The organism is Streptomyces sp. NBC_00299 (assembly GCF_036173045.1).
GTDB classification, from domain to species: domain Bacteria; phylum Actinomycetota; class Actinomycetes; order Streptomycetales; family Streptomycetaceae; genus Streptomyces; species Streptomyces machairae.
This window is the reverse complement of the sequence record NZ_CP108039.1, coordinates 533,558-559,099: the sequence shown is the minus strand read 5'-3', so window position 1 is coordinate 559,099 and position 25,542 is coordinate 533,558. Positions and strand designations below refer to the sequence as shown.

Below are 25,542 nucleotides of genomic sequence, written 5' to 3'. Positions count from 1 at the left end.
GGGTGCTCCGTCACCGCAAGGCTGAAGGGATCAAGAATGTTCCGCAAGGTGCTGGTCGCCAACCGCGGGGAGATCGCGATTCGTGCGTTCCGCGCAGGCTATGAGCTGGGCGCGCGCACCGTCGCCGTCTTCCCGCACGAGGACCGCAACTCCCTGCACCGGCTCAAGGCCGACGAGGCCTACGAGATCGGCCAGCCCGGACACCCGGTACGGGCGTATCTCTCCGTGGAGGAGATCGTCCGGGCGGCACGCCGCGCGGGAGCGGACGCCGTGTACCCGGGGTACGGATTCCTGTCCGAGAACCCTGATCTGGCCCGGGCCTGCGAGGAAGCGGGCATCACCTTCGTCGGACCGAGCGCGGACATCCTGGAGCTGACCGGGAACAAGGCCCGCGCGGTGGCCGCCGCCCGCGAGGCCGGCGTACCCGTGCTCGGCTCGTCCGCGCCCTCCAACGACGTCGATGAACTGGTCCGCGCGGCCGACGACGTCGGCTTCCCCGTGTTCGTCAAGGCGGTCGCGGGTGGCGGCGGCCGCGGCATGCGCCGCGTGGAGGATCCCGCCCAGCTGCGGGAGTCCATCGAGGCGGCGTCCCGTGAGGCGGCGTCCGCGTTCGGCGATCCCACGGTCTTCCTGGAGAAGGCGGTCGTCGAGCCCCGCCACATCGAGGTGCAGATCCTCGCCGACGGGCAGGGCAACGTCATCCACCTGTTCGAGCGGGACTGCTCGGTGCAGCGCCGCCACCAGAAGGTCATCGAGCTGGCGCCCGCACCGAACCTCGACCCGGATCTGCGCGACCGGATCTGCGCCGACGCCGTGCGGTTCGCCCGCCAGATCGGCTACCGCAACGCCGGCACCGTGGAGTTCCTCCTCGACCGCGACGGCAACCACGTCTTCATCGAGATGAACCCGCGCATCCAGGTCGAGCACACCGTGACCGAGGAGGTCACCGACGTCGACCTGGTGCAGTCACAGCTGCGCATCGCCGCCGGCGAGACCCTCACCGACCTCGGCCTCGCCCAGGAGACCGTCACGCTGCGCGGCGCCGCGCTGCAGTGCCGTATCACCACCGAGGACCCCGCCAACGGGTTCCGCCCGGACACCGGCCGCATCAGCGCCTACCGCTCGCCGGGCGGCTCGGGCATCCGCCTCGACGGCGGCACCACCCACGCCGGTACGGACATCAGCGCCCACTTCGACTCCATGCTGGTCAAACTCACCTGCCGGGGCCGGGACTTCAGCACCGCGGTGGGCCGTGCCCGGCGCGCGGTGGCCGAGTTCCGCATCCGCGGCGTGGCCACCAACATCCCCTTCCTGCAAGCGGTGCTGGACGACGCCGACTTCCAGGCCGGCCGGGTCACCACGTCGTTCATCGAGCAGCGCCCGCACCTGCTCACCGCCCGGCACTCCGCCGACCGCGGAACCAAGCTGCTGACCTACCTGGCCGACGTCACCGTGAACAAGCCGCACGGCGAACGGCCCGACCTGCTGGAGCCGTTGACCAAGCTGCCCGAGCTGCCGGCCGGTGAGCCGCCGGCCGGGTCCCGGCAGCGGCTCGCCGAACTCGGCCCGGAGGGCTTCGCCCGCTGGCTGCGCGCGTCTCCGACCATCGGCGTCACCGACACCACGTTCCGCGACGCCCACCAGTCGCTGCTCGCCACGCGCGTGCGCACCAAGGACATGCTCGCCGTCGCTCCCGTGGTGGCCCGCACCCTGCCCCAGCTGCTGTCCCTGGAGTGCTGGGGCGGCGCGACCTACGACGTCGCCCTGCGCTTCCTGGCCGAGGACCCGTGGGAGCGCCTGGCGGCCCTGCGGGAAGCCGCGCCGAACATCTGCCTGCAGATGCTGCTGCGCGGCCGCAACACCGTGGGCTACACGCCGTATCCCACCGAGGTGACCGACGCCTTCGTGCACGAGGCGGCAGCCACCGGCATCGACATCTTCCGCATCTTCGACGCCCTCAACGACGTCGCCCAGATGCGGCCGGCCATCGACGCCGTGCGGGACACCGGGACGGCCGTCGCCGAGGTGGCCCTGTGCTACACCTCCGACCTGTCCGACCCGTCGGAGCGCCTGTACACCCTGGACTACTACCTGCGTCTGGCCGAGCAGATCGTCGAGGCGGGCGCCCACGTCCTGGCCGTCAAGGACATGGCGGGCCTGCTGCGCGCCCCGGCCGCGGCGACGCTGGTGTCGGCCCTGCGCAGGGAGTTCGACCTGCCCGTCCACGTCCACACCCACGACACCGCCGGCGGGCAGCTCGCCACCTACCTCGCCGCCATCCAGGCCGGCGCGGACGCGGTGGACGGCGCGGTGGCGTCCATGGCGGGCACCACCTCCCAGCCGTCCCTGTCGGCGATCGTGGCCGCGACCGACCACTCCGACCGGCCCACCGGCCTCGACCTCCAGGCCGTCGGCGACCTGGAGCCGTACTGGGAGAGCGTCCGCAAGGTCTACGCCCCCTTCGAGGCGGGTCTGGCCTCGCCGACCGGCCGCGTCTACCACCACGAGATCCCCGGCGGGCAGCTCTCCAACCTGCGCACCCAGGCGGTCGCGCTGGGCCTGGGCGACCGCTTCGAGGAGATCGAGGCGATGTACGGCGCCGCCGACCGGATGCTCGGCCACCTGGTGAAGGTCACCCCGTCGTCGAAGGTGGTCGGCGACCTGGCCCTGCACCTCGTCGGCGCGGGCGTGTCCCCGAAGGACTTCGAGGCGGAGCCTGCCAGGTTCGACATCCCCGACTCCGTCATCGGGTTCCTGCGCGGCGAGCTGGGCACCCCGCCCGGCGGCTGGCCCGAGCCGTTCCGCACGAAGGCGTTGCAGGGCCGCGCCGAGGCCAAGCCGGTCCAGGAGCTGAACGCCGACGACCGCGAGGGCCTGGCGAAGGACCGGCGGTCGACGCTGAACCGGCTGCTGTTCCCGGGCCCGACCCGCGAGTTCGACACGCACCGCGACACGTACGGCGACACCAGCGTCCTCGACAGCAAGGACTTCTTCTACGGGCTGCGCCCCGGCAAGGAGTACTCCGTCGACCTCGAACGCGGTGTCCGGCTGCTGATCGAGCTGCAGGCCGTCGGCGACGCGGACGAGCGCGGCATGCGGACCGTGATGTCCACCCTGAACGGCCAACTGCGGCCGATCCAGGTCCGCGACAGGGCGGCGGCCTCCGACGCTCCGGTCACGGAGAAGGCCGACCGTGCCAACCCCGGCCATGTCGCGGCACCGTTCGCCGGCGTGGTGACCCTCACGGTCGCCGAAGGTGACGAGGTGACGGCCGGCGACACGGTGGCCACCATCGAGGCGATGAAGATGGAGGCCTCGATCACCGCCGCGAAGTCCGGCAAGGTGGCCAGGCTCGCCATCAATCGCATCCAGCAGGTCGAGGGCGGCGACCTCCTCGTCGAACTCGCCTGAGCGGCCTCCAGGGCCGCTGGTGCAGGGGCACGGTCTCGCGGACTTCTCCGCCGGGCCGTGCCCCTGCCGCCGGCACGGCGTCAGTCTGACGGTTCTCGAACGGTGTCAGCCTGTCTGTTCCTGGAGGAAAGCCATGAGCACGGCCGTGAGTTCGGCAGGCGCGTCCTCCTGGATCAGGTGGCCCGCGCCGGCGATCGGCTCCAGCCGCGCGCCGGGGATCCGGGCAGCCAGCTCGTGGCCCTTCGCCAGGGGAATCCAGGTGTCGTCCTCGCCCCAGCAGACCAGAGTCGGGAAGCCGATCTCGCCGTAGCGCTCCTGGACTTCGTCGGTGTAGCGCTGGTCAGCCTGGGCGATCTGCCGGTAGAAGGCCGGTTGGCCGTCGTCACCCAGCCAAGGCCGGGTGAGCCGGTCGAGGACGGCAGGGTGCAGACCGGGGCTGCTGGCCGAGCTGACGTACTCGCGCACCAGTGCGCGGTGCAGAGCGGGCGGCAGTTGGTCGAAGACGTCGGAGTGCTCGCCGACGAGGCGGAAGAACGGGGAGCCCCACGGGGCCAGCGCCACCGGGTCGACCAGAGCGAGCGCGCGGTAGCGGGCTCCATGCAGCAGGTGTGCCCGCAGGGACACGGCTCCGCCGAAGTCGTGCGCGACCACCAGAGGTTCGTCGAGCTTCCAGTGCGCCAGGAGCTCGGTGAAGACCCTGCCCTGGGTTGCCAGGGAGACATCCTGGTCGGCCGACATCTGCGATTCCCCGTAGCCGGGCATGTCCCACACGAACACCTGGTGGCGACGGGCGAGCGCGCGGGCGACGGCGCGCCAGACGTACGACGAGAAGGGCGTGCCGTGGAGGAGGACGACCGGATCCTGGCCGGGTTGCCCGAGGCTGCCCCAGCGGACCTCGCCCGACGTGCTGCGGAATGTCTCGGTCAGCTGCCATTCACTCACGGGTGCTGGTCCTCTCGGTCGTGTCTGCCGAAGTCGGTGTGGTCCGCCGAAGCCTCAAGCATGGTGAGGACGGCACTGAGCGCGACGGCTCCGTCGAGCAGCGCTCTGGAGCGCGTGGCGATGCCGCCCTCCCTGGCGGCCAGCGCGGAGGTGACGTCCTTTGACCGGCGGGTGCGGCGCAGCTCCGGCATGAGGGCCCGCAGGGGTGGGATGCGGTAACCGGCCTGGCGCAGCTGGTGCACGATCCGAGCATCCCGGACCTGGGCGGGTGTGTACCGGCGTGTTCCACGCGCGGGGTCGCGGTTCGGGACGACGAGTTCCTCCGCATCCCAGTGCCGCAGCGTAGAAGGACGGACGCCGAGAGCCGCGGCGAGGTCGGAAACGCTCATCGAGTCCGACGCCCGTACGTCCTCGATCGGTTCACCGGCGATGGCCCGGGCCGCCTCCTGGGCGACCCTCAGTTCCGTGCGCTCCGTGTCGAGTCGGGCGTGGGCCGCGTCGAGCAGGGCCAGTGCCTGCGAGGTGGGGGAGTGGTGGACGGCCCGGACGATCCTCTTGGCCTCGGTCGGACCCACGCCCGCAGCGAGGGCACGGTAGGCCAGCGCCGACTGCACATGCAGGTCCCCGTAGATCCGGTAGCCCGTGGCGGTGCGCGTCGCCGGCGGAAGGACACCGTGGCGTTCGAGATTGCGCACCTGTTGAACGGAGTACCCGCAACGCCGCGCGACATCGGCGGTGCGCAGAACACCTGATTTGAGACTTGCCACCCTGAAAGCCCTCTGTCTCTGCCTCAAAGTCTCCACAAGCACTTCAGTGCAACGCTAGAGCACATGACCATGGACGAGATCATCAGCTTCGTGGACGGGCTGGACGGCGTGCTGGCTCTCAGGCCGGCACCCGGCGACGGCACACCGGAGATCAGCTGGGGCGACACCTTCTTCTTCTACGCGCCCGACCGGGTGCCCCCGACAACGACCCAGCCGTTCGCGACGATCGTGACCAAGAACTACCCCGGCGACGAGGCCTCCCGTCTGGACCGGGCGGACACCTTCCGCGTGAACATCAACGCCGGGAAGGATGCGTTCGTTCGATGGACCGGGCACGCGCCCCGCGAGCCGGCCACCCGCAAGGTCGATCCCAGCGCCGCCGACACCGTGATCGCGCACCCCGTCTACGGCGCCCTCGGCTGGCTGGCGGTCGTGAACCCGGGCCCGCGCACGGCAGCGGCAACCCGTGAGCTGCTGCGTGCGGCCCATCACTTGGCACGCTCCCGCCATGAGCGACGCACCGCGTCGACTCCGTGAGTCCGGCCGCGCCCGCCCCGCATGCGCCCGAGCGCACCGCATCGCACCCTGGTGCTATGGCAAGTGCGCAGCCCATCGTCATCTATCCGCCCGCCGAGGACGGCGGCCGGCGGGTGCGTGCGGACACCCGGTTCCTGGGCATGGCGTACGGGCTCCTGGACGTGGCCGAGTTCCTGAGCCTGGCGGGGATCGAGGACGCCGATCCCGAGTACGTACGGCAGTCCGGGCTCATCGAATGGCGGGGCGGCGGCCCGGACGAGTGGGGGCACTGAGCAGGGACGACCACGACCACAGCCTCGTCTGCACGGGCTCCTCGGTCAGGCGGCCTTCTTCTTCCCTCGGCGCCCCGACCGGGCGAGGGCGTCGACCAGCTGGTCACGGGTCATCTTCGAGCGGCCCGGGACGTTCTGGTCGGAGGCCTGCTGGTAGAGCTCCGCCTTGCTCATCCGCCGCAGCTCGCTCTTCTGCGCGGGACGGCCGGCGGCCGACTTCCTCTTGCGCTCTTCCCTGGCGCCACCCCCGGGGGAGCGGGCCTGGTCGAGGCTGTGCTGGAGGACGTCCATCAGGTCGACGACGTTGGTCGCCTCGGGGGCCTCCTCGGCGAGGGCGATGTCCCTGCCCTCGGCCTTCGCCTTGACCAGCTCGCGCACCTTCTCCTGGTAGGTGTCGTGGTAGCGGGCCGGCTCCCATTCGGCGCTCAGCGCGTCGACCAGCTGCAACGCCATGTCCAGCTCCTTGCCGCGGCCGGCTCGGCCGGAGGGCAGCTCGGGCAGTTCCCTGCCCGGGTCGCGGACCTCGTCGGCCCAGTGCAGGGTCTGCAGCACAAGGACCTGGTCGGCCGCGCGCAACGCGGTCAGGTACTGCCTGCCGCGCATCACGAACGTCGCGATCCCCGCCTTGTCCGCCTCGGCCAGCGCCGCGCGCAGCAGCTCGTACACCTTCAGGTGTTCCTTGCCGCGCGGGGCGACGTAGTACGTGCGGGCGAAGTACACGGGCTCCATGTCGGCCAGGTCGACGAAGTCCGAGATCTCGATGGCCTTCGAGCGGCCCGGCGCGATCTCGTCCAGCTCGTCGGGGTCGATGACGATGTACTCGCCCTCGGCTGCCTCGAAGGCCTTGACGATGTCCTTGCTGTCCACTTCCTTGCCGGTGCGCTCGTTGACCCGCCGGTTGCGGATCCGGTCCGCGGTGCCGCGCTGCAACTGGTGGAAGTGGACGGTGTGGTCCTCGGTCGCGGTGTACAGGCCGACCGGCACGCTGGCCAGCCCGAACGTGATCACTCCTGTCCAGATCGCACGAGCCATGCCGTCCCGCTCCGTCCCGCGTGCAACCGACGGCCCGGTGGGGGCCGTCCCTCACCTCCACGCTCGCACCCCGTACTCCGCCCCGCGCGCGGAGAGCGGATGGGGAGCGTCCTCACGCGTCCGCCAGACGGTTGGGCTGAAGCAGGAGCAGAGCGATGTCGTCGGTGTGCCGGTTGGTGCGGCGGGTGTGGCGGACCAGGCGGTCCACGAGTTGGTGCAGGGGCAGATCGCTCGACTCGCTGAGGTGCTGTGCCAGGTTGGCGATGGTCTGGGTGATGTCGGTGCCGGGGACTTCCACGAGGCCGTCGGTGTAGAGGGCGAGGAGCGTCTCCGGGCCCAGGGGCAGGGTGGTGAGCGGGTAGGAGGGGGTGCCGAAGCCGAGGCCGAGCGGAGGGCCGGGGCGGACGTCGACGGGATGGGCCCGGTTGTCGGGGTGGCGCAGGAGCGGCGGAGGGTGCCCTGCGCTGGCCAGGGTCACCTGGTGGCGGGCGAGGTCGAGGTGGGCGTACAGGCAGGAGACGAAGCGGCTGGCGTGCAGGTCGGCGAGGTCGCGGTCGGTGCGGGTGAGGACCTGGTCGGGGGCGGCGCCGGCGGTGGCGTGGGAGTGCACGGCCATGCGGACCTGGCCCATGAGGGCCGCCGCCGTCATGTCGTGGCCCTGCACGTCTCCGATGACGGCCGCGGCGGTGGTGCTGGTCAGACGGATGAGGTCGTAGAAGTCGCCGCCGATGTTCACACCCTGGCTGGCGGGAAGGTAGCGGGCGGCGACCTCCAGACCGGCCACGGTCGGCAGAGCGTGCGGCAGAAGGGTCTGCTGCAGGGCGTGGGCGAGGTTGTGCTTGGCATCGTAGAGGCGCGCACGGTCCAGGGCCTGGGCGATGAGACCGGCGAGGGGCGTGAGGATGGACCGTTCGGCGGCGGTGAAAGTGTGGGGCCGGTTGTAGGCGAGGAGCAGGCAGCCGATGGGGCGACCGGAACTGAGCAGCGGCAGGAAGGCCCAGGCGTGCTTGTCGCTGATCTGCGGTGCCCTCGGGTACAGGCGGGCGAGTTCGCCGCGGTTGGCGAAGAACAGGGACGCACCCGTGGCCAGGGCGCGTCCGGCCGGCGTCAGGTCGGCGTCCGTGGGCAGTCCGTCGAACTGCTCGATGAGAGCGGGGTCGTAGCCACGCGAACCGATGATCTGGATACGGCCGGCGTCCGCGGCCGACATGATCATGCCGTGGGCACCGAAGGCAGGCAGGATCTGGTCGGCGATCAGGTCGACGACGTCCTGGACACCGACGGCCTCCGTCAGTGCGGCGGTCAGGGCCATCAGCAGATGGATCCGGCTCGCCGGTGGGGTGCTGGCGGGGGAGGCCGGCTGGGTGCCGAGGGGCTTGGACGACTGGTCGGGGGTGATGAGGATGCTGGTGCCGCTGTCGTCCGTGTGCAGGCGCAGGTCCAGCCACTGGTCCGGTGGGCGCAGGACGGTGAGGGCGAGGTGCTCCCGGCTGCTCATGGCAGTGCGGTACGCGTCCATGTAGGCGATGTTGTCGAGCCAAGGAAGTGCCTGCCAAGGCTCGGTTCCCAGCAGTTGCTTCGCCGGTCTGCCCAGCAGACGGGCGGCCGCGGTGTTCACGTAGGTGATGCGTCCGCCCAGGTCGAGGGCGAGAGTGCCGAGGGGAAGGCGCTCCACGAGGTCGGCCGCCGCGAGCTCGGACTGGGGCCTCGGCTCCGCACGGTGCGGATGGACGAAGCGGGGCCGGTCCGGAATGACCGGAGCGGCGGCCTCCGCGTCCAGAACGCGGGCGATACGGCGTGCGCTGACGGCGATGCGGCCGCGCTCGCGGCGGCTCAGACGGGGGGACCGGTCCGGTGCCCAGATCAGCAGCAGAGCACCCCGGCAGTGCCGGATCTGTTTCAGCGGGACGATCGCGAAGGCGACCTGGTAAGGGATGGTCGCCGCGGCGCGCGGGTACTCACGGGCCAGCGCCTCCAGGGAACTCACCCAGACGAGCTGCTCGTGGCGAACCGCATCCTGGGCCGGGCCGCGGATGGCGAACGACATCCGCCACCACGGTGCGAAGGCATCGACCGGGAGACCGCACAGTGCGAGCAGGCCCATGGTGGTCTCGGCCGGGTCCAGCGCGTAAACACCCCCCGACCTGGCGCCGGTGCGACGCACAGCCGCCGCCAAGGCCTCACCGAGCGGATCAGCCACCTCCGGCTGCTCACCGGACCCGCTCATGCGGCGCACCACCCAACGCCCATGTTCAGAACGCTAAGCCCGACCTGGCGTGACGGCATGTGGATCAGGCGTCCTGTGCCGTGCCGGGCGGCGACGTCGGTGTTCCGAGGCGGCGCCGCAGAAACGGCTCCTGGGACAGGACGGCGCCCATGCTCAGGCCGACGGCGACGGCCACGCACACGATGATCAGCCAGGACAGCAGCACGAAGACCGGACCTGCGGAACCGTAGTCCGCCAGTGCCCGATTGAGCGCCCGTGGCATGTAGAAGTGCGCGGTCAGGGACAACGCGCTGACCGCGATCGCCGTGATGACCGCCCCCGGCAACAGGGGTGACCAGCGGATGCCGCCGCCGAGCAGAAGGTGCTGGGTCCACCACCACAGGACCGTCTCCGCGATCAGGATGGCCGGGATTCCCACGCCCGCCCCGAGGCCGCCCCGGTTGTGCAGCAGCCCCTGCCCGACCAGTGCGCCGAGCCACAGGACGATCCACGCCAGCCACCGCCACGGAGCGACCTTCGCCCCTGACCGGGGCAGCAGCCAGGCCCGTCTGCACAGGCGCTGCACCGCGCGACTGACCGCGGTGGCCGACAGCAGCACCATCAGTGCGCCCACCACGCCGGTCGCCTGGCGCAGATCGTCGCTCGGGGGCTGGAACGCCTGCTCCAACTGACCCTTCGCCTGCCCGTTCAGACCGAAGACGGCACTGACCGCCGAGGTGACCTGTTCCTGCACCGCCGGCGGCGCGTACGCACTCAGCACGAACACCAGGGGAACTGCGGTCAGGAAGCACTGCGCCGCGATGCGGGTGGCGGAGTCGAAGATGCTCACCGACACCATGCGGTCCACGAGCCCCGTGATCACCGGGAAGCGGGTCTCCACGCGCGCGTGGACTGCCTTCAGCCAGGCAGTCAGTTTCCGGGTACGGCCACGCCACCAGGACGCGTGCAGCAGCGAGCGGATCCGCCGGGGGCCGCCGGGCGGGCGGGTTGCGCGGGCGGTACGGCCCGCCCCTGGCCGACTCTGCGGTTCGCCGGAGTCCTCGCCCCTGCCGCCGCGCGGCATCAGTCACCGGCGCGCGGGGAGCCCGGGCATGGTGTGCGGACCCCTGCCGCCGACGCCACCCGTGCGGAAGTCTCCATCGCGCCGCTCCTTCCCGGTCTCCAGATTGCGCGACCGAGCGGGCAACGGCACTCCGTCGCCCGCCAAGGGGCGTGTACGCGGACGCCGGGGACGCCGGTCAAGAGATGCGGCGGTTCACGGCCGTGCCTACGCTCGTGCCGTACGGCGCCTGATGGGATCGCCCATGGTCGTGGACCTGCTGCTCATCGCCCTCGCCATCACGCTCGACCCCCTGCCGCTCATGGCGTTCGTGCTGGTGGTGGCATCCGGCAGGGGGGTACGGACAGGGCTCGCCTTCATCGCGGGCTGGATGGCGTGCTTCGTCGCGGTGATCGCCCTGGTCCTGACGCTGACCGGCGGGCAGCCCCCGGCTCCCAGGTCGCCTCCGTCCACGGCGAACCTCGCGGCCAAGCTCCTCATCGGGGTGTCGCTGATCGGGTACGGCGTCCACCGACACCGACACCGGAACCGGCACCGACGACCCGGCCACGACCGCACTTCGAAGGCCACGCCCGACGACGCCGGAGCCTCACCGTCGCGCGGCAAGTCGTCCTCCTTCCTGGCCACCCGGATGGACCGCGGCTCGCTCTGGCCGGCGGCGGCGCTGGCCGTCCTCCTCCAGCCGTGGGGACTCGTCGCGGCGGGCGCCGTGACCGTGGTGGAGGCCGACACCTCCCACGGCACGACATGGGTGGAGCTGATCGCGTTCTGCATCGTCGCGACCGCCGGCCTGCTTGCCGTCGAGCTGTACGTCGTACTGAAACCGGCCTCGGCCCGGCGCCGACTGCTGAGCCTGCGCACCTGGATGGCGGACCACGCACACCAGGCCATCGTGCTCGGCAGCATCGCGATCGGCGTGTGGCTGACGGGAAAGAGCGTCTACGAGCTGGCGAGTTGACCGCCCGGACCGCCCGGACCGCCCGGACCGCCCGGACCGCCCGGACCGCCCGGACCGCCCGGACCGCCCGGACCGCCCGGACCGCCCGGACCGCCCGGACCGCCCGGACCGCCCGGACCTCCCGGACCGCCCGGACGTCCCGGAAGGACCACTCGCGCGGCGGCCCGCCGGGTCCGGGGCGATAGTGGGCCTACCGGAGCGCTCCACCGTCACCTCAGGGAGGGAGCTTGACCGCGAAGGCCGACGGCCCTCAGGTCGTGATCGTCATGGGCGTGTCGGCGTCCGGGAAGTCCACCGTCGGGACGCGGCTGGCCCAGCAGCTCGGCGTGCCCTTCCTGGAGGGCGACGAACTGCACTCCGCGGCCGAGATCGCCAAGATGGCCGCCGGGCACCCCCTCGACGACGCCGATCGCCGGCCCTGGCTGGCGGCCCTCTGCCAGTGGATCCGGTCGGCCGTGTCACACGGGGGCGGTGGCGTGGTCGCGTGTTCCTCACTCAAGCGCCGCTACCGGGACGAGTTGCGGAGCGCGGGCGAGGGCGCGCACGTGTGCTTCATCCACCTGGCCCTCGATCATCGGTTGGCGGCGGAGCGGATCGCCGCCAGGAAGGGGCACTTCATGCCGCCTGGGCTGCTGGACTCCCAGTTCGCGATCCTGGAGCCGCTTCAGGACGACGAGCCGGGCGTCACCGTCGACGCCGGCGCACCCCGGGAGCAGGTCGTGGCAGCGGCGCTGCGAGCGGTGGCCGAGCCGGACGGATAGCGGGTCTACCGCTTCCCGCTCACAGGAGACCCGGATGGAACTGGTCCACTTCCGCATGGTGATGCCGGCCGCCCTCACCCGGCCGGCCGTCGGCCTGCTCACCTCGCACGGCAGCGTGCTCAATCTCGTCGTCGTGAGGTCGAGCCAGATCCCCGAGGGCGACGCGGTGGAGTGCGACGTGGTGCAGGGCGCCGCCAACGACGTGCTGAGTCAGCTGCGCGAACTGGGCGTCGACCGTGCCGGGTCGATCGCCGTGGACGGCATCGACGTGATGTTCTCGCAGCAGGCCGAGCAACTCGAAGCCGATCAGCCGAGCGTGCTCGTCCACGCGCCGTTGTGGGCCGGCGTCGAGGCGCGCATCCGCGCGGAGGGCACTTACCGGCCGTCCTTCTACCTGTTCCTGGTCATCGCCGGGATCATCGGCTCGGTCGGCATCATGACGAACTCTCAGATCCTCATCGTGGCGGCCATGGTCGTCGGCCCCGAGTACAACGCCATCACCAGCGTCGCCCTCGGCCTCGACCGCCGTAGCCGGCGCAGGGTCCGCGAGGGGGTGCGTGCGCTGGTGGTCGGGTTCTCCCTGGCGATCGTTGCCACCTTGGGATTCGCCGCGGTGGCCCGGGGCCTCGGCCTTCAGTCGGAGGCCTTCGATCTGGGTCTGCGGCCCGTGTCCAACCTCGTCGGCACGCCGAACTTCTTCTCCGTCGTCGTGGCCTTTCTCGCCGGCATCGTAGGAATCGTCTCGCTGACCGAGGCGCGCGGCAGTGCCCTGCTGGGTGTCTTCATCTCCGTCACGACCATCCCCGCCGCCTCGGACATGGCGGTCTCGCTGGCTTTCGGGGACTGGGACCACGTCTGGGGCTCGTTCGTCCAGCTGCTGCTCAACGTGGTCGTCCTGGTGGCCGTCGGTGTCCTCGCTCTCCGTGTCCAGCGGCGACTGTGGCACCGCGCGACCCGACGGGCCGCGGCATCCGGGCGCTAGGTCTAAAACTGACGGCCCCTGCCCGGCCCCCACTCCCGCCGCCCTCATCCCCGCGCGCCGATCTCCGACCCCCGGCTTAGTCTGAGGCGGGGGGCATTCGGGTGAACAGCACGCCGAGAGGTGGCCTCGATGGACGACTACCCCCTGATCGAGAACCACGGTCTCCTCGGCGACCTGCAGACCGCCGCACTGGTGACGACCGACGGCTGCATCGACTGGTTCTGCGCCCCGAGATTCGACTCGCCCAGTGTGTTCGGGGCACTGCTGGACCAGAACAAGGGCGGGCACTGCACGGTCCGGCCGCAGACCGGCGCCTACGCGACCAAGCAGTTGTACTTTCCCGACACGGCCATTCTGGTCACCCGCTTCATGACGGAGGCGGGCGCCGGTGAGGTTCTCGACTTCATGCCGGTGACGGGCACGACGGTCACGGAAAGTCACCGCTTGGTGCGCATGGTCCGCTGCGTGCGCGGCAAGATGACCTTCGAGGTCGAGATAGCGCCGCGGTTCGACTACGGCCGACAGGCCCACCGGTTGCACATCACCACGCACGGCGCGGCGTTCGCCGCGGAGGACGGCACGGCACTCACCGTGCACCCCATCCGCGAGGCCGACGACGAGCGCTTGCTCGACCTGCTCGCCGACCGACGGGACGCCCTGCACTTCACGCTGACCCTGGAGGCGGGCCAGGAGCGGGGGCTGGCACTGGAGTGGGGCGCCGACGGGCCGCCCAGGGAGATGCGACTGGCCGAATACCATCAGCTCTTCGACGAGACGGTGCGGTTCTGGCGTAACTGGCTCGGCCAGTCCCGCTACACGGGACGCTGGCGCGAAGCCGTGGAGCGCTCCGCGATCACGCTGAAACTGATGACGTTCGCGCCCACCGGCGCCGTGGTGGCCGCCCCGACGGCCGCACTCCCGGAACAACTGGGCGGGGAACGCAACTGGGACTACCGGTTCACCTGGATCCGGGACGCGTCCTTCTCGGTGTACGCCCTGCTGGGGCTCGGTTTCACCGACGAGGCAAGGGCGTTCATCCTGTGGCTCGCCGACCGGGTCAACGAGCGGGCCGGACGGCACGGTGACACCGGTCCGCTGAACATCATGTACAAGGTCGACGGCTCCTCCGACCTGGACGAACAGGTCCTCGACCACTGGGAGGGCTACGCGGGATCGGCGCCGGTGCGGATCGGCAACGGCGCCGCCACGCAGCTCCAGCTGGACATCTACGGCGAGGCGTTGGACAGCATCTACTTCGCGCACCGGCACGGTCTGCAGCTGGGGCACCGCGGGTGGAACTCCCTGCTGACCAACCTCGACTGGCTGGTCGACCACTGGGACCAGGCGGAGGAAGGACTGTGGGAGACCCGCGGCGGCCGGCAGGACTTCACCTACGGCCGCGTCATGTCCTGGGTCGCCTTCGACCGAGCCCTGCGGCTCTCCGACGCGAACGGACGCCCGGGCCCCTCCGAACGCTGGCGCAGGGCACGCGACGACTGCTACGAGCAGGTCTTGGCCAAGGGCTGGAGCGAGGAACGCGGGGCCTTCGTCCAGCACTACGGCAGCGAAGTCCTCGACTCCTCGCTGCTGCGCATGTCGACGGTCGGGATCATCACGCCGGAGGACCCGATGTGGACGAAGACCCTCGGCGCCATGGAACAGGAACTGGTCAGCGACAGCCTCGTCTACCGCTACAACCCCGACGCGTCCCCCGACGGCCTGCGCGGCTCCGAAGGCACCTTCTCGCTGTGCACGTTCATGTACGTCGACGCACTGGCACGCGCAGGACGGACCGGCAAGGCCCGGCTGGTGCTGGAGAAGATGATGGGGTACGCCAACCACCTGGGCCTGTACTCGGAGGAGATCGACCCGACGGGCCGTCAGCTGGGCAACTTCCCGCAGGCCTTCACCCATCTCGCCCTCATCGACGCGGCCATCACTCTGGACAAGGCACTCGAGCGGGCCTGACGCCGCCCCCGCTTCAACCGGCCGTGTCCACGCGCGGTGCCGGCGCGGGCCCGAGCAGCACAAGCGTGTCGCCCTCCGCGGCCGTGACCGCGCGTGCCTCGGTCGTCGGCTCCAGGCGCCCGTCCGGCCGCACGACGAACAGCGTCTCGTGCCCCGGCGGATACGGGGCCGACGCGGGCTGCACGTGGAAGCGGGCGCCGTGTGCATGGCGGTCCGCGACGGTGTGGCGGACGAGTTCACGGCCGAAGAGGATCTCTCCGGAGGCGTAGGGGGCGACCACGCCCCGGGTGTCCGGCGGTGGGCCCACCCGGTAGACGGGGCCGTCGACGCTGTCCCGCAGGACGATCGAGACGAGCGCGTTGAAGTCGTCGTCGTCCGTGAGGAGGAAGACCGACGTGATGCCTTCCAGGCGGGCCTGCGGATCGGTCGCCACGGCCATGAGTTCCCCGGCCGCCTGCTCGATGCCCGCCGCCTCGATCCGGGCCCGCCCCTGGGTGGATCCCGCCCACATCAGCACGTCCAGCCCGGCCGTGCGCAGCGCCCGGGCGACGTCCACGACCCACGGGTCGTCGCCCAGCAGCAACGGCCGGAAACGCGCGGTGCGTACGACGTCCAGCTTGGTGGCCACGGGCTTCGCGGTCAGTCCGTAGACGAGGACCGTGCCGACGATCACCAGGAAGGTGACCGGGAGGATCTTGTCCGCGTCCCGCAGACCCTCGTCCGTGAGCGCGGCCGAGAAGGTCGTGGCGGTGGAGGCGGCGACGATGCCGCGCGGGGCCATCCAGCCGATGAAGGCGCGCTCCCGGCCCGTGAAGTCCGTCCTGAGGGTGGACAGCAGCGCGATCACCGGCCTGACGAGCAGGACGAGCGCCGCGACCAGCACGAGGGTGGGCAGCAGCACCGGAACGAGCGAATCGGGCGTCACCGAGGCCGAGATGGCGACGAACAGCAGACCGATGATCAGCTGCACCAGCGTCTCGAAGAACGGCCGCCTCGCGGGCATGTCGAAGCCCGGCAGGTTCGCGGCGACGAGGCCGATGACGATCGCGGCGATGAGCCCGGTGTCGTCGTACACCGCGTCGCAGCCCGCGGCCACCACCACGACGACGGCGAGCTGGGCGAGCGTGCCGAGGGTCTCACCGAGGCGGAGCAGCCGGAGGGTGAGCCACAGCAGCGCGGCCCCGACCACGCCGCCCGCCAGCCCGACGGCGATGCTGCCCAGGAACGAGCCCACCCGGAAGTGACCGGTCCGCAGGCCGCCGGCGACGATGGAATGGAAGACGACGGCGCCGAGGATGCCGCCGACGGCGTCGATGAGGGAGCCCTCCCACACCAGCACACGCCGCACCTTGTCCGACGGCTTGACGTGCTCCAGCAGCGGACCGACGACGGTCGGCCCGGACACCACGAGGATCACCCCGATCATGCTGGCCACGGCCGCCGGAACGCCGAACAGGGCAGGCCCCACGGCCATCACCGCCGCCCAGGTGAGCACCACTTGGAACACCAGGAGCCGGATGACGGTGTTGCGGGTCGCCCCCTTGAGCAGACGCATGTCCAGCCCCAGCCCGGCGTCGTACAGGATGAGCGCCACCGACAGCGACACCAGCGACGAGAAGTCATCTCCGACGAGCCGGTCGGGGTGGACGATGTCGGTGAGGGCTCCCGCGGTGAACCCGGCCGGCAGGAGCACGATCAGGGCCGGGATCCGCAGCCGGCCGGCCAGGATCTGGGAGCCGACGGCGAGGGCCACGACCAGGGCGAGCCCCAGCAGGATGTCGTCCTCGCTCACCGTTCCCTCACCTTTCGCCGCGAGGCTCAGCCGTCGTCACCGGCACCGAGCCGCAGATCGGAGTCGGTGAGGCCCTCCAACTCCCCATGGGTGTCCAGCCAGTACAGGAGGACGACCGCGGGCATGACGAGCACGACGGCGACGAGGGTGACCACCCCCAGCCAACGCAGCGTCGTGTCCGCACCCGCGCCCTGCGCGATGGTCAGGGAGGTCGGGACGAGGTACGGCCGCTGCGCCAGGCCCCAGGCGATGACCGCGGACGCCACCACGCCGACCGCGGTGACCCGCGACCAGGACCCGGACGGGCGGATCAGCAGCCAGGCGGTGGCCAGGGTGCTTACCGCCGCCACGATCACGAACACGAGTCCCGCCCCGTGCGTGAGCCCGTGCCACACGTGCGCCGCGTCGTCGTGCGCGACGATCAGCGTCACCACCGACAGAGCGGCGACGGCCGGCAGGGCGGCCAGTGCCCGGCGCCGGAAGTAGCCGTCCAGGTCCGGTGCTTCGAAGCGCCGGGCGTCCGCGGCGAGGAACACGGCGCCGAGCAGGGCCGTGGTCGCCACGGCGAGCACGCCGAACAGCAGCGGGGTGGGGTGGGCCCAGGCGTGGTCCGAGGGCTTGGCGTCCGCGGTCACCCGACCCGACGCCACACCGCCCGCCGCGGCGCCGAGGAAGAACGGGGTCAGGAGCGAGGAGACGGCGAACACAGCGCCGTACAGGCGCCGTCCGGCCAGCCGCTGGGCGGGCTTGCGCAGCGCGAACCCCGCGCCGCGCAGGACCGTGCCCACGACGGCGAGAGCGAGCGGCAGCCACATCGACTGGAACAACTGCTGGAAGAGGACCGGGAAGCCCGTCCACATGATGACGAGTACGAAGATCAGCCAGACGTTGTTGACCTCCCACACGGGCGCCATCGCATGGTCGATCAGCCACCGGGGCCGCTTGCCGCGCTCCGCTCCGCCCGCGATCAGGTCCCAGAACCCCGCTCCGTAGTCGGTGCCGCCCGCGCAGGTGTAGGCGGCGATCGCGAGCAGCAGGACGACGGCGATGACATCGGCGATCACGGCCGGCCCTCCGTGGACGAGGACGGTCCGTCACCGCCGGGGGGCGGCGCAGCGCCGGACGGGACGGGGGGACGCGGCCCGTAGGGGGTGTCCGTCTCGGGCGCCTCCGCGCTCGCCCGCGCCCCGGTTCCCGCCCTGTCCTCCTCGTCGGCGAGCCGCCAACGGGTGCGCATCCGCAGCAGGATCGCGAGGAACGACCCGAAGATGAACACGTACACGACGACGACCAGGCCGAACATGGTCCACAGCGTGCCGGACCGGGTCGAGGTGACCGCTTCGGCGACCCGCATGTTCTCGTAGACGATCCACGGCTGGCGCCCCACCTCCGTGGTGATCCAGCCGCACTCGACGGCGACGACGGAGGCCACGCCGGACACGGCGGCGCACCGGTAGAACCAGGGCGAGGCGGGCAGCCGGCGCCGCCGCCACCAGATCAGGGCGTACCACAGGGCGAGCACCGCGAGCAGCGAGCCGATGACGACCATGGTGTCGAAGGCCCAGTGGGCGATGGTCGCCTGGGTGGCGTTCGGCCGCTGGTCGGCGGGGACGGAGGTCAGACCGGTCACCCGGGTGTCGGGACTGAAACCGGCGAGGATGGAGTCGAATTGCGGAATCTTGATGCCGCCGGAGATGCTTCCGTCCGGATGCAGCCGGCCGAACAGGTACTCCGGCATGTGCGTGTCGGTCTTCCAGACGATCTCCATGGCGGCGAACTTCACCGGCTGCTTGTGGAAGACCTGCCGGGCGATGGAGTCGCCCAGCATGAACTGCACCGGCGTGAACACAGCGGCGACCGTGAACGGGACGGCGAAGCCGAGCCGGTGGTAGCGGTCCCGGCTCCCGCGCAGCCAGCCGACGGCGTAGACGCCGGCCACGATGTAGCCGGCCGTCACGAGCATCGCCACGACGAAGTGCCAGTACTGCGGGCCGAACATCGGTGTGAAGATCGCCTTCCAGATGTTCACGTCGACGGGGTCGCCCGCGGAGTCGAGGCGGAAGCCACGCGGCGTGTTCATCCAGGAGTTGGCCGCCAGGATCCCGAAGGCGCCGAGCAGGGCCGTGGCGGGCAGCGGCAGAGCGAGCAGGAAGTGGGTCCGGGCCGGGAGGCGTCGCCAGCCGTACAGGTAGATCGCGATGAGGACGGCCTCCAGGAAGAAGGCCCACGCCTCGACGCCGAACCCGATACCGAAGACATCGCCCCACCTGCCCATCAGGCCCGGCCAGAGCAGCCCGAACTCAAAGGACAGCACGGTGCCGGTGACCACCCCGATCGCGAACTGGACCGCCATCACTGCCGACCAGCGGCGCGCCAGCAGCAGGGCCGTACGGTCGCCGCGGCGCAGCCCGTAGCCGTGCAGGATGAGCGTGATCAGCGGCAGCGCCACACCCAGCGGCACCAGGATGATGTGGGACGCCAGGGTGAAGGCCATCAGGGATCTGGCCGGCAGCATCTGCGCCGGCGCGTCCGCCAGCACCTGCAAGGTGGTGTGCATGGATGGGTTCCGTCCGGGGCCGTCGTGGGTGCGCTGTCAGCCGCCGGTGGCGAAACCGGGGAAGAGGGTCATCCCGCCGTCCACGTACAGCGTGGCACCCACCACGTAGTCCATGAGGTCGGAGGCGAGGCCGACGGCCGCGTGCGCGATGTCCTCCGGGTCGCCGACGCGGTTGTAGGGAATCAGCTTGAGGAGGTCGTCGCGGGCCGCGGGCGTCTCCCAGGCACTGCGGTTGATGGGGGTCGCGATGGCGCCCGGGGCGATCGCGTTGACGCGGATCTTCTTCGGCGCGAGTTCCTGGGCGAGCGTCTCCATCATCATCTGCACACCGCCCTTGGACGAGGCGTAGTTGACGTGCCCGGCCCACGGGATGACCTGGTGCACGGAGCTCATGCAGATGATCTTGCCGGCCGCGCGCGACACCTCCGGGACGACGCCGCGCCGCAGGAACTCCTTGGTGGCCTCCCGGGCGCACAGGAACTGCCCCGTCAGGTTGACGTCGATGACCTTCTGCCACTGGGCGAGGGTCATCTCGGTGAACGGGGCGTCGCGCTGCAGGCCGGCGTTGGCCACCAGGATGTCGATCGTGCCGAACTCCTCGACCATCCGGTTCGTCATGGCGACGACCTGGTCCTCGTCGGAGACGTCCGCCTCGTAGGCCGCCGCACGCACACCGAAGGACTTGATCTCCTCGACGACCTTCTCGGCCTCGTCGCGGCCGGCCACGTAGTTCACCACGACGTCGGCGCCGGCCCGGCCCAGAGCTACGGCCGTCGCCTTGCCGATGCCGGAGTTCGCGCCGGTCACCAACGCCTTCTGGCCCTTGAGCAGGTGGGCGGGGATCACGTCGCGGGGCGCGCCCTCGGGGGAACTCACGATGACTGTCTCTCCATTGCGTGGCCGGGTCGCCCGGGCCGTGGCCCGGAGGTCAAGGGGTCACACAATCACCGCGGGCGCGCGGCGGCGCGTGGCACGAGCCGGTGTTGGGCCGACCGGCTCAGGAACTTCGCCCGCTCGAAGGCGAGTCGCCGGGCCCCGCTCAACCCAGCCGTTCCAGGAGGTGATCGCCCACCCGCAGGGCGTTCGCCATGGCCGTCAGGGACGGGTTGACCGCCCCGATGCTCGGGAAGAAGCTCGTGTCGACCACGTACAGGTTGTCGACGTCGTGTGCCTTGCAGTGGACGTCCAGGGCGGAGGACGCCGGGTCGGTGCCGAACCGCACCGTGCCCGCCTGGTGCGCGGTCGCCCCGATGGGCATCCCCTTGTGCAGGTAGATGCTGTGCGACAGCAGGTGGTGCTCGTGCATGCCGAGATGGCCGAGCATGTGCTGGAGCTTGTGCTGCAGGCGCTTCAGCCCGGCCGTGTTGTTGGTCTCGTTGAGCGTCAGGCGGATACGGCGGTCGCCCTCCAGCGTGACCCGGTTGTCCGGCAGCGGCAGATCCTCCCCGCACAGCCAGAAGTCGACGGCGTGATGGGCCAGCACCTCGAAGGGCATGTCGGGGGCCACCGCCCCGGCCCAGCGCGGTGCCTCGCCGTGGATCTGCTCGGCGTCCGACTTGCCGAGCATCTGGATGCCGCCGAGCGGATACTCCCAGTCGTCCGCGCCGAGGTACCAGTCGTGCAGTGCCAGCGTCTTCTGGAACTGGGTGTCGTTGGGCTCCTTCGACACGGCCATCAGCGCGAGGTTGTTGTGCCGCATGTAGTGGCGGCCGACCACGTCGGAGCTGTTCGCAAGCCCGCCCGGATGCCGGTCGTTCGCCGAAGCGAGCAGCAGCGCCGCCGAGTTGACCGCTCCGCACGCCACGACCACGATGTCCGCCTCGAAGCGGGCCTCGTGCCCGTCGGCGAGCGTGGCGACGACCGCGCAGACGCTGCGCCCCGTCGGGTCGGTGTCGAGGCGCGTGACGTGGGCGTTGGTGATCATCTCGACGTTCGGTTGCTGCAAGGCCGGTTCGACGCAGACCACTTGGGCGTCGGACTTGCCCCGGACCAGACACGGGAACCCGTCGACCCGGTTGCAGCGGATGCAGGCGCTGAAGTGGGTCGCCCCGCCGTTCGCGTCCTGGGTGAGGTCGACCCCGATGGGCAGATGGAAGGGGTGCAGGCCCTGCTTCTCCAGGTCGTCGCTCAACTGCTGGATACGCGGCTCGTGTTCGACCGGACGATGTGCGTACTGCTCGCTGTACGGGCCCTCCCAGGGGTCCTCGCCGTGCCGCCCGTGCACGCGGTAGAGGTGTTCCGCCTGGGTGTAGTACGGCTCCAGGTCCTCGTAGCGGATCGGCCAGGCGGGGGAGAGGCCGTCGTGGTGGCGCAGCTCCCCGAAGTCCTCGGGCCGCAGCCGGAACAGGGCCGCGCCGTAGAATTTGGTGTTGCCGCCGACGTAGTAGTTCACCTCGGGCGGGAACTCGTTGCCGTGCTTGTCCAGCCAGAACTCCGGGGCCCGGTACTTGCCCTTGACGAACACGGCCGTGGAGTCCCAGTTGTCGCGCTCACGCGGGAGGTAGTCACCGCGTTCCAGGACCAGGACCCGTTTGCCCGACGGGGCCAGCCGGTGGGCGAGCGTTCCCCCGCCGGCTCCGGTGCCGATGATGATGACGTCGTACTGGGGGGAGTCGCCCATCACGACCACCGTCCTTGGCTGGGGTGGTCTCCCGCCGCGGCGGTGACCCGGACACGTCTGAGGGCCCTCTTCGAACGTATACGGGCCCCGCAGATGCGGCATCCGCAGGGGAACCCGCCCCGGCCGCTCACAGAACGGCGATCGGGTTAACCGGCGAGCCGGTGGCGGACGGAAGCCGCAGCGGGGCGACCACGCACAGGAACTGCGAGCGCGGCGCACCGGCGCAGACCTCCCCGAGCTCCTCGAGGTCCAGCCAGTCCAGCAGGTGCAGTCCCATGGCGTTCACGGCCAGGACGTGCACGGGGTAGTCGACGCCGGTGACCGCGCTCGGTGCCGCGTCGTTGTTGCCGTCCGATCCGAGTACGGCGACCCCCCGCTCGGCCGGGAAGCGCATCGCCTCCGGATGCAGTCCGGTCCTGGCCTCGGCCGGGTCCCAGGCGCCGAGACTCCGTCGCCGGGCGCGATGCCCCACGCGCACGAACAGCAGATCCCCCGGGCCGACCGTGACCCCCTGTGCGGCCTCGGCGGCCTCGAGGTCCTCGGCGCTCACCTGCTCGCCGGGCTCCAGCCACGGGACGCCCCGCAGCCGGGGGATGTCCAGCAGCACACCGCGCCCGACGATGCCGTCCCGCACGAGGTCCAGCGTCAGCGCACCGGCGTGGTCCGGCGTCACCGTGCTCGCCGGGACACCGCCGTAGAGCTCCCCGTCGAACATGACGTGACAGAGCGCGTCGAGGTGGCTGTCGGCGTCGCCGTGCACGTTCATGGCGAACCGGTCGCGGGCGAAGTGCAGCCCGTGGGCGGTGGACTCCTGCGCCGTCGGGGCGACCATGCGGTAGGACGCGGGCTGCGGATCGTCGGGCCCCGGCACGGTCTCGATGGGTGCGGCGATCGAGACGGTACGCCCGGTACGGACCTCGCCGACGGCGGCGACGACCCGCTCGGGCGTGAGCCGATCGAGCGCCCCGCGGTGGCCACCGGTGCCGTCCGCCTCCCCACGCAACCTGCGGTACAGGGCCCGGAAGGCCGCCTCGGACATGCGCTCCGGCGCCGAGGCCTGCGGACGCGAACTCATCGCAACCGAAGGCCGAGCCCGGCCGGGCTCCGCTGAGCGGTGAGCTGGACGAGCACTGCGAGCGCGGTGGGCTTTCGGCGATCGGCCATGTGAACTCCGTTTCCATGGTGGCTCCCGGCCGCGTCAGGTGCCCTCGGCGCGGTCGTCCGGTGCACTGGACGCCCGGTCGGCCGGGGGTCCGTCCGGTGGGCCGGAGGTCGGGTGGGCCGGGGGCTCGGCCGGTGCGGGGGCCGGCTTGCCCAGCGGTGGTACGGGACGGCCCGGGGGGAGCAGTTGGGCCGTCACGAAGCCCACCACCGCCGCGAGCAGCACCACGGGAGTCATCGCTCCGCTGCCCATGAGCAGCACGACCAGCAACGCACTGCTCACCGGCAGTCGCAGCGCGGCCGCGGCCGCGGCCGCCATGCCCGCCGCCAGACCGGGCACGACTCCCAACCCGGGCAGGGGCGCCAGCAGGACGCCCAACGCCGCGCCCAGGAACAGCGCGGGGAAAATAGGGCCGCCGCGCAGACTGCCCAGGCACAGCGCGTACGCCGCCCCCTTGCACAGCAGCACGGCGATCAGAGCCCCGACGCCCCAGGAGTGGGGGTCTTCGGCCAGCTTGGCCAGGGTGGCCTGGCCGGAGGACGCCACGTCCACCGGTGACCGGTCGACGGCCAGTGTGTAGACCGCGCCGCACGCCCCGGCGGCCAGGGCGCAGACCGTCGTATGGACGACGGTCCGTTTTGCGACGAACACCGCGGCCAGGCGCCCGGTGTCCAGGATCAGGTGCACAGCAATTCCGATCGCCACGGCCATCGGAATCGTCCAGAGCACGTCCCCGGCGTCTAGGCGGGGCGTGGGCACCCCCAACGTGAGCTTCAGGTCGCCTATGGACAGCCCGGTCCAGCGGCCGAACCCGGTGAAGACCAGCGAGCCGATGCCGCTGGACAGGAGCGCCGGCAGCATGACGGCGAACAGCCGTGGCCCGCCCACTCCGGCCACCTCGATCAGGATCACCGCTCCTACCAGCGGGTTGCCGAAGATCGCCGGAAGCGCCGCAGCGGCGCCGGCCGCGGCGAGAAGGGCCGTGTTCTGCGCCGTGACCGGGGCGCGCGCCAGTTGCCCGAAGAGCAGGGCCAGACCGCCGCCGAGCGCGATCAACGGGGCTTCGGGGCCGAGGGTGGCACCAAGCGGCAGGCTGGCCAGGGCCGCCAGGATGACCCCCGGCAGGGTGACCGGGGGCTGCCCCGAGGCGTGGAGGCCCGCGGCAGGAACGTGACCGCCGGCTCCCGGCAGATACCGGACCACGAGACCGACGGTGATGCCGGCGAGCGTCAGCAACGGCAGCGGCCACCACCACGGAGGGGTGTCCCAGCCCAGCCCCGAGGGCAGGTCGGCCCACAGCAGGTGCTCGAGCTCGTGCAGCGCGGCCAGGAACCAGAACGCGGCCAGGGAGACCGGGATGCCGATCAGCGCGGAGAAGACGAGCGCCTTTTGGTAGGCCGGTGTGCGCAGCAGCTCACGCAGCCGGTCGGCCTCTTCCGGCTGCGTACCGGTGGCGGGCGCGCCCGAGGGTCCCGGCTCAGGCACGGCCCCGTTCCCCCCGCGTCAACCGAGGACCTGGCGCTTCTGGGCCGCGAATTCCTCGTCCGTGAGCACGCCCTGGGCCTTGAGGTCGCCGAGCTGCTTCAGCTGGTCGATCTTGCCGGCCATCTCGTCGGCGCTCGACTGCTGCGCGGCCGGCGCCGGTGCGGCGGGGGCCGGCGGTGCGACGCCCTGCTGGTAGGAGACCTGCCGTTCGGGGTCCTGCTGGGCCCAACGGCCCGCCTGCCGCCGTGAGACGCGGTTCGACACGGCCGTGGCCGTCCCCGCGACGACGGCGGTGCGGGCGACGCCGCGAAGGAGTCCTGGCATGTCACTCATCTCCCCTGTGATCCGTGGGTGGTGTGGCGCCGGCCGGTGTGGCACCGGGTGGTGTGGTGCTGCGATGGCGGCATCGGTTCCCCCTAGGGCGCCGCCGTCGCCTCGGCGGCCTCCAGCGACGCCAGCAACGCGTCCACGGGGATGCGCCCACTGGCCACCACCTCGGCCCCGCCGCGCCGCAGCGCACGGGCCAGGGGCGCGGCCCAGACGTTCTCGTACACGACGACGGCGGCTGAGTTGCCGGCCTCCAGCGCGGCACCGGCGTCGTCCAGGTCGCCCTGGTCCAGCAGTCCTGACGAGGCTCCCTCGAACACGGTCAGGTCGACCTCGTCCCCGACGTTGCGGAGCTCCACCAGCTCGACCGAACCGTCGGTGCCCTTGTGGATGAAGACGAGGTCGAGGATGCGGATGACCCCGCCCTCGACCAGGTCGACGAGCAGGGGCAGCCCCTCACCCGTCATACGGCTGCCGGGGAACTCGACGATCAGGTAGTCGACGGGCCCCATGTCCCCGATGTCCTGGTGCATGGCCACTCCTCAGAGGTGGGTACGGGCCCGGTCACACTTCGTCGGACGTCGGTCGCCCGCGGCGCAGCCGGAGGATCAGACCCTCCAGCCATTGCAGCACTCGGCCCGGCGCCCTGCATGTTCACGGGCGCCCGGGCCCCCGGCGTCCG

21 protein-coding genes are annotated in these 25,542 nt (G+C 71.3%); 7 read left to right on the top strand and 14 right to left on the bottom strand.

What is annotated here, in order from left to right; translation table 11 throughout:
* Positions 1-36: 36 nt before the first annotated feature.
* Complete coding sequence (locus OHT51_RS02660) at positions 37-3,411, top strand: pyruvate carboxylase (RefSeq protein ID WP_328877236.1); 3,375 nt, start codon at positions 37-39, stop codon at positions 3,409-3,411.
* Between the two features lie 105 nt (positions 3,412-3,516).
* Here OHT51_RS02660 and OHT51_RS02655 read toward each other — a convergent pair whose 3' ends face one another.
* A complete protein-coding gene (locus OHT51_RS02655; protein ID WP_328877235.1) occupies positions 3,517-4,353 on the bottom strand; it encodes an alpha/beta fold hydrolase in 837 nt (278 codons plus the stop codon).
* Complete coding sequence (locus OHT51_RS02650; RefSeq protein ID WP_328877234.1) at positions 4,350-5,120, bottom strand: MerR family transcriptional regulator; 771 nt, start codon at positions 5,118-5,120, stop codon at positions 4,350-4,352. The genes OHT51_RS02655 and OHT51_RS02650 overlap by 4 nt, the downstream gene beginning before the upstream one ends.
* Positions 5,121-5,183: 63 nt before the next feature.
* On the opposite strand from OHT51_RS02650, the gene OHT51_RS02645 reads away from it, so the two are divergent.
* The gene (locus OHT51_RS02645; RefSeq protein WP_328877233.1) at positions 5,184-5,657 is read left to right on the top strand and encodes a DUF6194 family protein; all 474 of its coding nucleotides are present in this window, start codon (positions 5,184-5,186) and stop codon (positions 5,655-5,657) included.
* Positions 5,658-5,713: 56 nt separating this feature from the next.
* Positions 5,714-5,929: a hypothetical protein gene (locus OHT51_RS02640; RefSeq protein WP_328877232.1), complete on the top strand. Its 216-nt coding sequence runs from the start codon at positions 5,714-5,716 to the stop codon at positions 5,927-5,929.
* Between the two features lie 45 nt (positions 5,930-5,974).
* On the opposite strand, the gene ku is transcribed toward OHT51_RS02640, so the two are convergent.
* The 3 genes from ku to OHT51_RS02625 form a co-directional block, all read right to left on the bottom strand.
* Positions 5,975-6,961 (bottom strand): non-homologous end joining protein Ku, encoded by a 987-nt coding sequence (gene ku, locus OHT51_RS02635; protein WP_328877231.1) that lies wholly within the window; start codon positions 6,959-6,961, stop codon positions 5,975-5,977.
* A gap of 112 nt (positions 6,962-7,073) precedes the next feature.
* Positions 7,074-9,188 carry a SpoIIE family protein phosphatase gene (locus OHT51_RS02630; RefSeq protein ID WP_328877230.1) on the bottom strand — a complete coding sequence of 705 codons (2,115 nt, stop codon included), beginning with the start codon at positions 9,186-9,188 and terminating at the stop codon, positions 7,074-7,076.
* 64 nt (positions 9,189-9,252) lie between these two features.
* A complete protein-coding gene (locus OHT51_RS02625) occupies positions 9,253-10,068 on the bottom strand; it encodes a YhjD/YihY/BrkB family envelope integrity protein (RefSeq protein ID WP_328877229.1) in 816 nt (271 codons plus the stop codon).
* Positions 10,069-10,480: 412 nt separating this feature from the next.
* Here OHT51_RS02625 and OHT51_RS02620 point away from each other — a divergent pair, with 412 nt between their 5' ends.
* From OHT51_RS02620 to OHT51_RS02605, 4 genes are all read left to right on the top strand, one after another.
* Positions 10,481-11,206, top strand: coding sequence for a GAP family protein (locus OHT51_RS02620; protein WP_328877228.1), 726 nt, complete (start codon positions 10,481-10,483; stop codon positions 11,204-11,206).
* A 266-nt stretch (positions 11,207-11,472) separates the two neighbouring features.
* On the top strand, positions 11,473-11,967 hold the full coding sequence (locus OHT51_RS02615; protein WP_328884217.1) for a gluconokinase: 495 nt from the start codon (positions 11,473-11,475) through the stop codon (positions 11,965-11,967).
* 34 nt (positions 11,968-12,001) lie between these two features.
* Entirely contained in the window at positions 12,002-12,949 is a 948-nt protein-coding gene (locus OHT51_RS02610; protein ID WP_328877227.1) for a DUF389 domain-containing protein, read from the top strand.
* Positions 12,950-13,069: 120 nt separating this feature from the next.
* On the top strand, positions 13,070-14,917 hold the full coding sequence (locus tag OHT51_RS02605; RefSeq protein WP_328877226.1) for a glycoside hydrolase family 15 protein: 1,848 nt from the start codon (positions 13,070-13,072) through the stop codon (positions 14,915-14,917).
* Between the two features lie 13 nt (positions 14,918-14,930).
* On the opposite strand, the gene OHT51_RS02600 is transcribed toward OHT51_RS02605, so the two are convergent.
* The 9 genes from OHT51_RS02600 to OHT51_RS02560 all read right to left on the bottom strand — a co-directional run bounded on the left by OHT51_RS02600 (position 14,931) and on the right by OHT51_RS02560 (position 25,393).
* Entirely contained in the window at positions 14,931-16,709 is a 1,779-nt protein-coding gene (locus tag OHT51_RS02600) for a cation:proton antiporter (RefSeq protein WP_328877225.1), read from the bottom strand.
* 26 nt (positions 16,710-16,735) lie between these two features.
* On the bottom strand, positions 16,736-17,773 hold the full coding sequence (locus OHT51_RS02595; protein ID WP_328877224.1) for a cytochrome d ubiquinol oxidase subunit II: 1,038 nt from the start codon (positions 17,771-17,773) through the stop codon (positions 16,736-16,738).
* Entirely contained in the window at positions 17,770-19,266 is a 1,497-nt protein-coding gene (locus tag OHT51_RS02590) for a cytochrome ubiquinol oxidase subunit I (RefSeq protein ID WP_328877223.1), read from the bottom strand. The genes OHT51_RS02595 and OHT51_RS02590 overlap by 4 nt, the downstream gene beginning before the upstream one ends.
* A 36-nt stretch (positions 19,267-19,302) precedes the next feature.
* A complete protein-coding gene (locus tag OHT51_RS02585) occupies positions 19,303-20,142 on the bottom strand; it encodes an SDR family oxidoreductase (RefSeq protein WP_328877222.1) in 840 nt (279 codons plus the stop codon).
* A gap of 163 nt (positions 20,143-20,305) precedes the next feature.
* Complete coding sequence (locus OHT51_RS02580) at positions 20,306-21,886, bottom strand: GMC family oxidoreductase (protein WP_328877221.1); 1,581 nt, start codon at positions 21,884-21,886, stop codon at positions 20,306-20,308.
* A gap of 127 nt (positions 21,887-22,013) precedes the next feature.
* Positions 22,014-22,961 (bottom strand): cyclase family protein, encoded by a 948-nt coding sequence (locus OHT51_RS02575; RefSeq protein WP_328877220.1) that lies wholly within the window; start codon positions 22,959-22,961, stop codon positions 22,014-22,016.
* A gap of 123 nt (positions 22,962-23,084) precedes the next feature.
* Complete coding sequence (locus OHT51_RS02570) at positions 23,085-24,533, bottom strand: chloride channel protein (protein ID WP_328877219.1); 1,449 nt, start codon at positions 24,531-24,533, stop codon at positions 23,085-23,087.
* Positions 24,534-24,551: 18 nt separating this feature from the next.
* Positions 24,552-24,857 carry an SHOCT domain-containing protein gene (locus OHT51_RS02565; protein ID WP_328877218.1) on the bottom strand — a complete coding sequence of 102 codons (306 nt, stop codon included), beginning with the start codon at positions 24,855-24,857 and terminating at the stop codon, positions 24,552-24,554.
* A gap of 92 nt (positions 24,858-24,949) precedes the next feature.
* Positions 24,950-25,393, bottom strand: coding sequence for a DUF6325 family protein (locus tag OHT51_RS02560; RefSeq protein WP_328877217.1), 444 nt, complete (start codon positions 25,391-25,393; stop codon positions 24,950-24,952).
* Positions 25,394-25,542: the final 149 nt, after the last annotated feature.

Excerpts from the sequence above, each read along its gene's own strand:
- OHT51_RS02660 (WP_328877236.1), top strand. The coding sequence starts at position 37 with ATGTTCCGCAAGGTGCTGGTCGCCAACCGCGGGGAGATCGCGATTCGT.
- OHT51_RS02645 (WP_328877233.1), top strand. The coding sequence starts at position 5,184 with ATGACCATGGACGAGATCATCAGCTTCGTGGACGGGCTGGACGGCGTG.
- OHT51_RS02640 (WP_328877232.1), top strand. The coding sequence starts at position 5,714 with ATGGCAAGTGCGCAGCCCATCGTCATCTATCCGCCCGCCGAGGACGGC.
- ku (WP_328877231.1), bottom strand. The coding sequence starts at position 6,961 with ATGGCTCGTGCGATCTGGACAGGAGTGATCACGTTCGGGCTGGCCAGC.
- OHT51_RS02630 (WP_328877230.1), bottom strand. The coding sequence starts at position 9,188 with ATGAGCGGGTCCGGTGAGCAGCCGGAGGTGGCTGATCCGCTCGGTGAG.
- OHT51_RS02620 (WP_328877228.1), top strand. The coding sequence starts at position 10,481 with ATGGGATCGCCCATGGTCGTGGACCTGCTGCTCATCGCCCTCGCCATC.
- OHT51_RS02615 (WP_328884217.1), top strand. The coding sequence starts at position 11,473 with ATGGGCGTGTCGGCGTCCGGGAAGTCCACCGTCGGGACGCGGCTGGCC.
- OHT51_RS02610 (WP_328877227.1), top strand. The coding sequence starts at position 12,002 with ATGGAACTGGTCCACTTCCGCATGGTGATGCCGGCCGCCCTCACCCGG.
- OHT51_RS02590 (WP_328877223.1), bottom strand. The coding sequence starts at position 19,266 with ATGCACACCACCTTGCAGGTGCTGGCGGACGCGCCGGCGCAGATGCTG.
- OHT51_RS02580 (WP_328877221.1), bottom strand. The coding sequence starts at position 21,886 with ATGGGCGACTCCCCCCAGTACGACGTCATCATCATCGGCACCGGAGCC.
- OHT51_RS02575 (WP_328877220.1), bottom strand. The coding sequence starts at position 22,961 with ATGAGTTCGCGTCCGCAGGCCTCGGCGCCGGAGCGCATGTCCGAGGCG.
- OHT51_RS02565 (WP_328877218.1), bottom strand. The coding sequence starts at position 24,857 with ATGCCAGGACTCCTTCGCGGCGTCGCCCGCACCGCCGTCGTCGCGGGG.
- OHT51_RS02560 (WP_328877217.1), bottom strand. The coding sequence starts at position 25,393 with ATGCACCAGGACATCGGGGACATGGGGCCCGTCGACTACCTGATCGTC.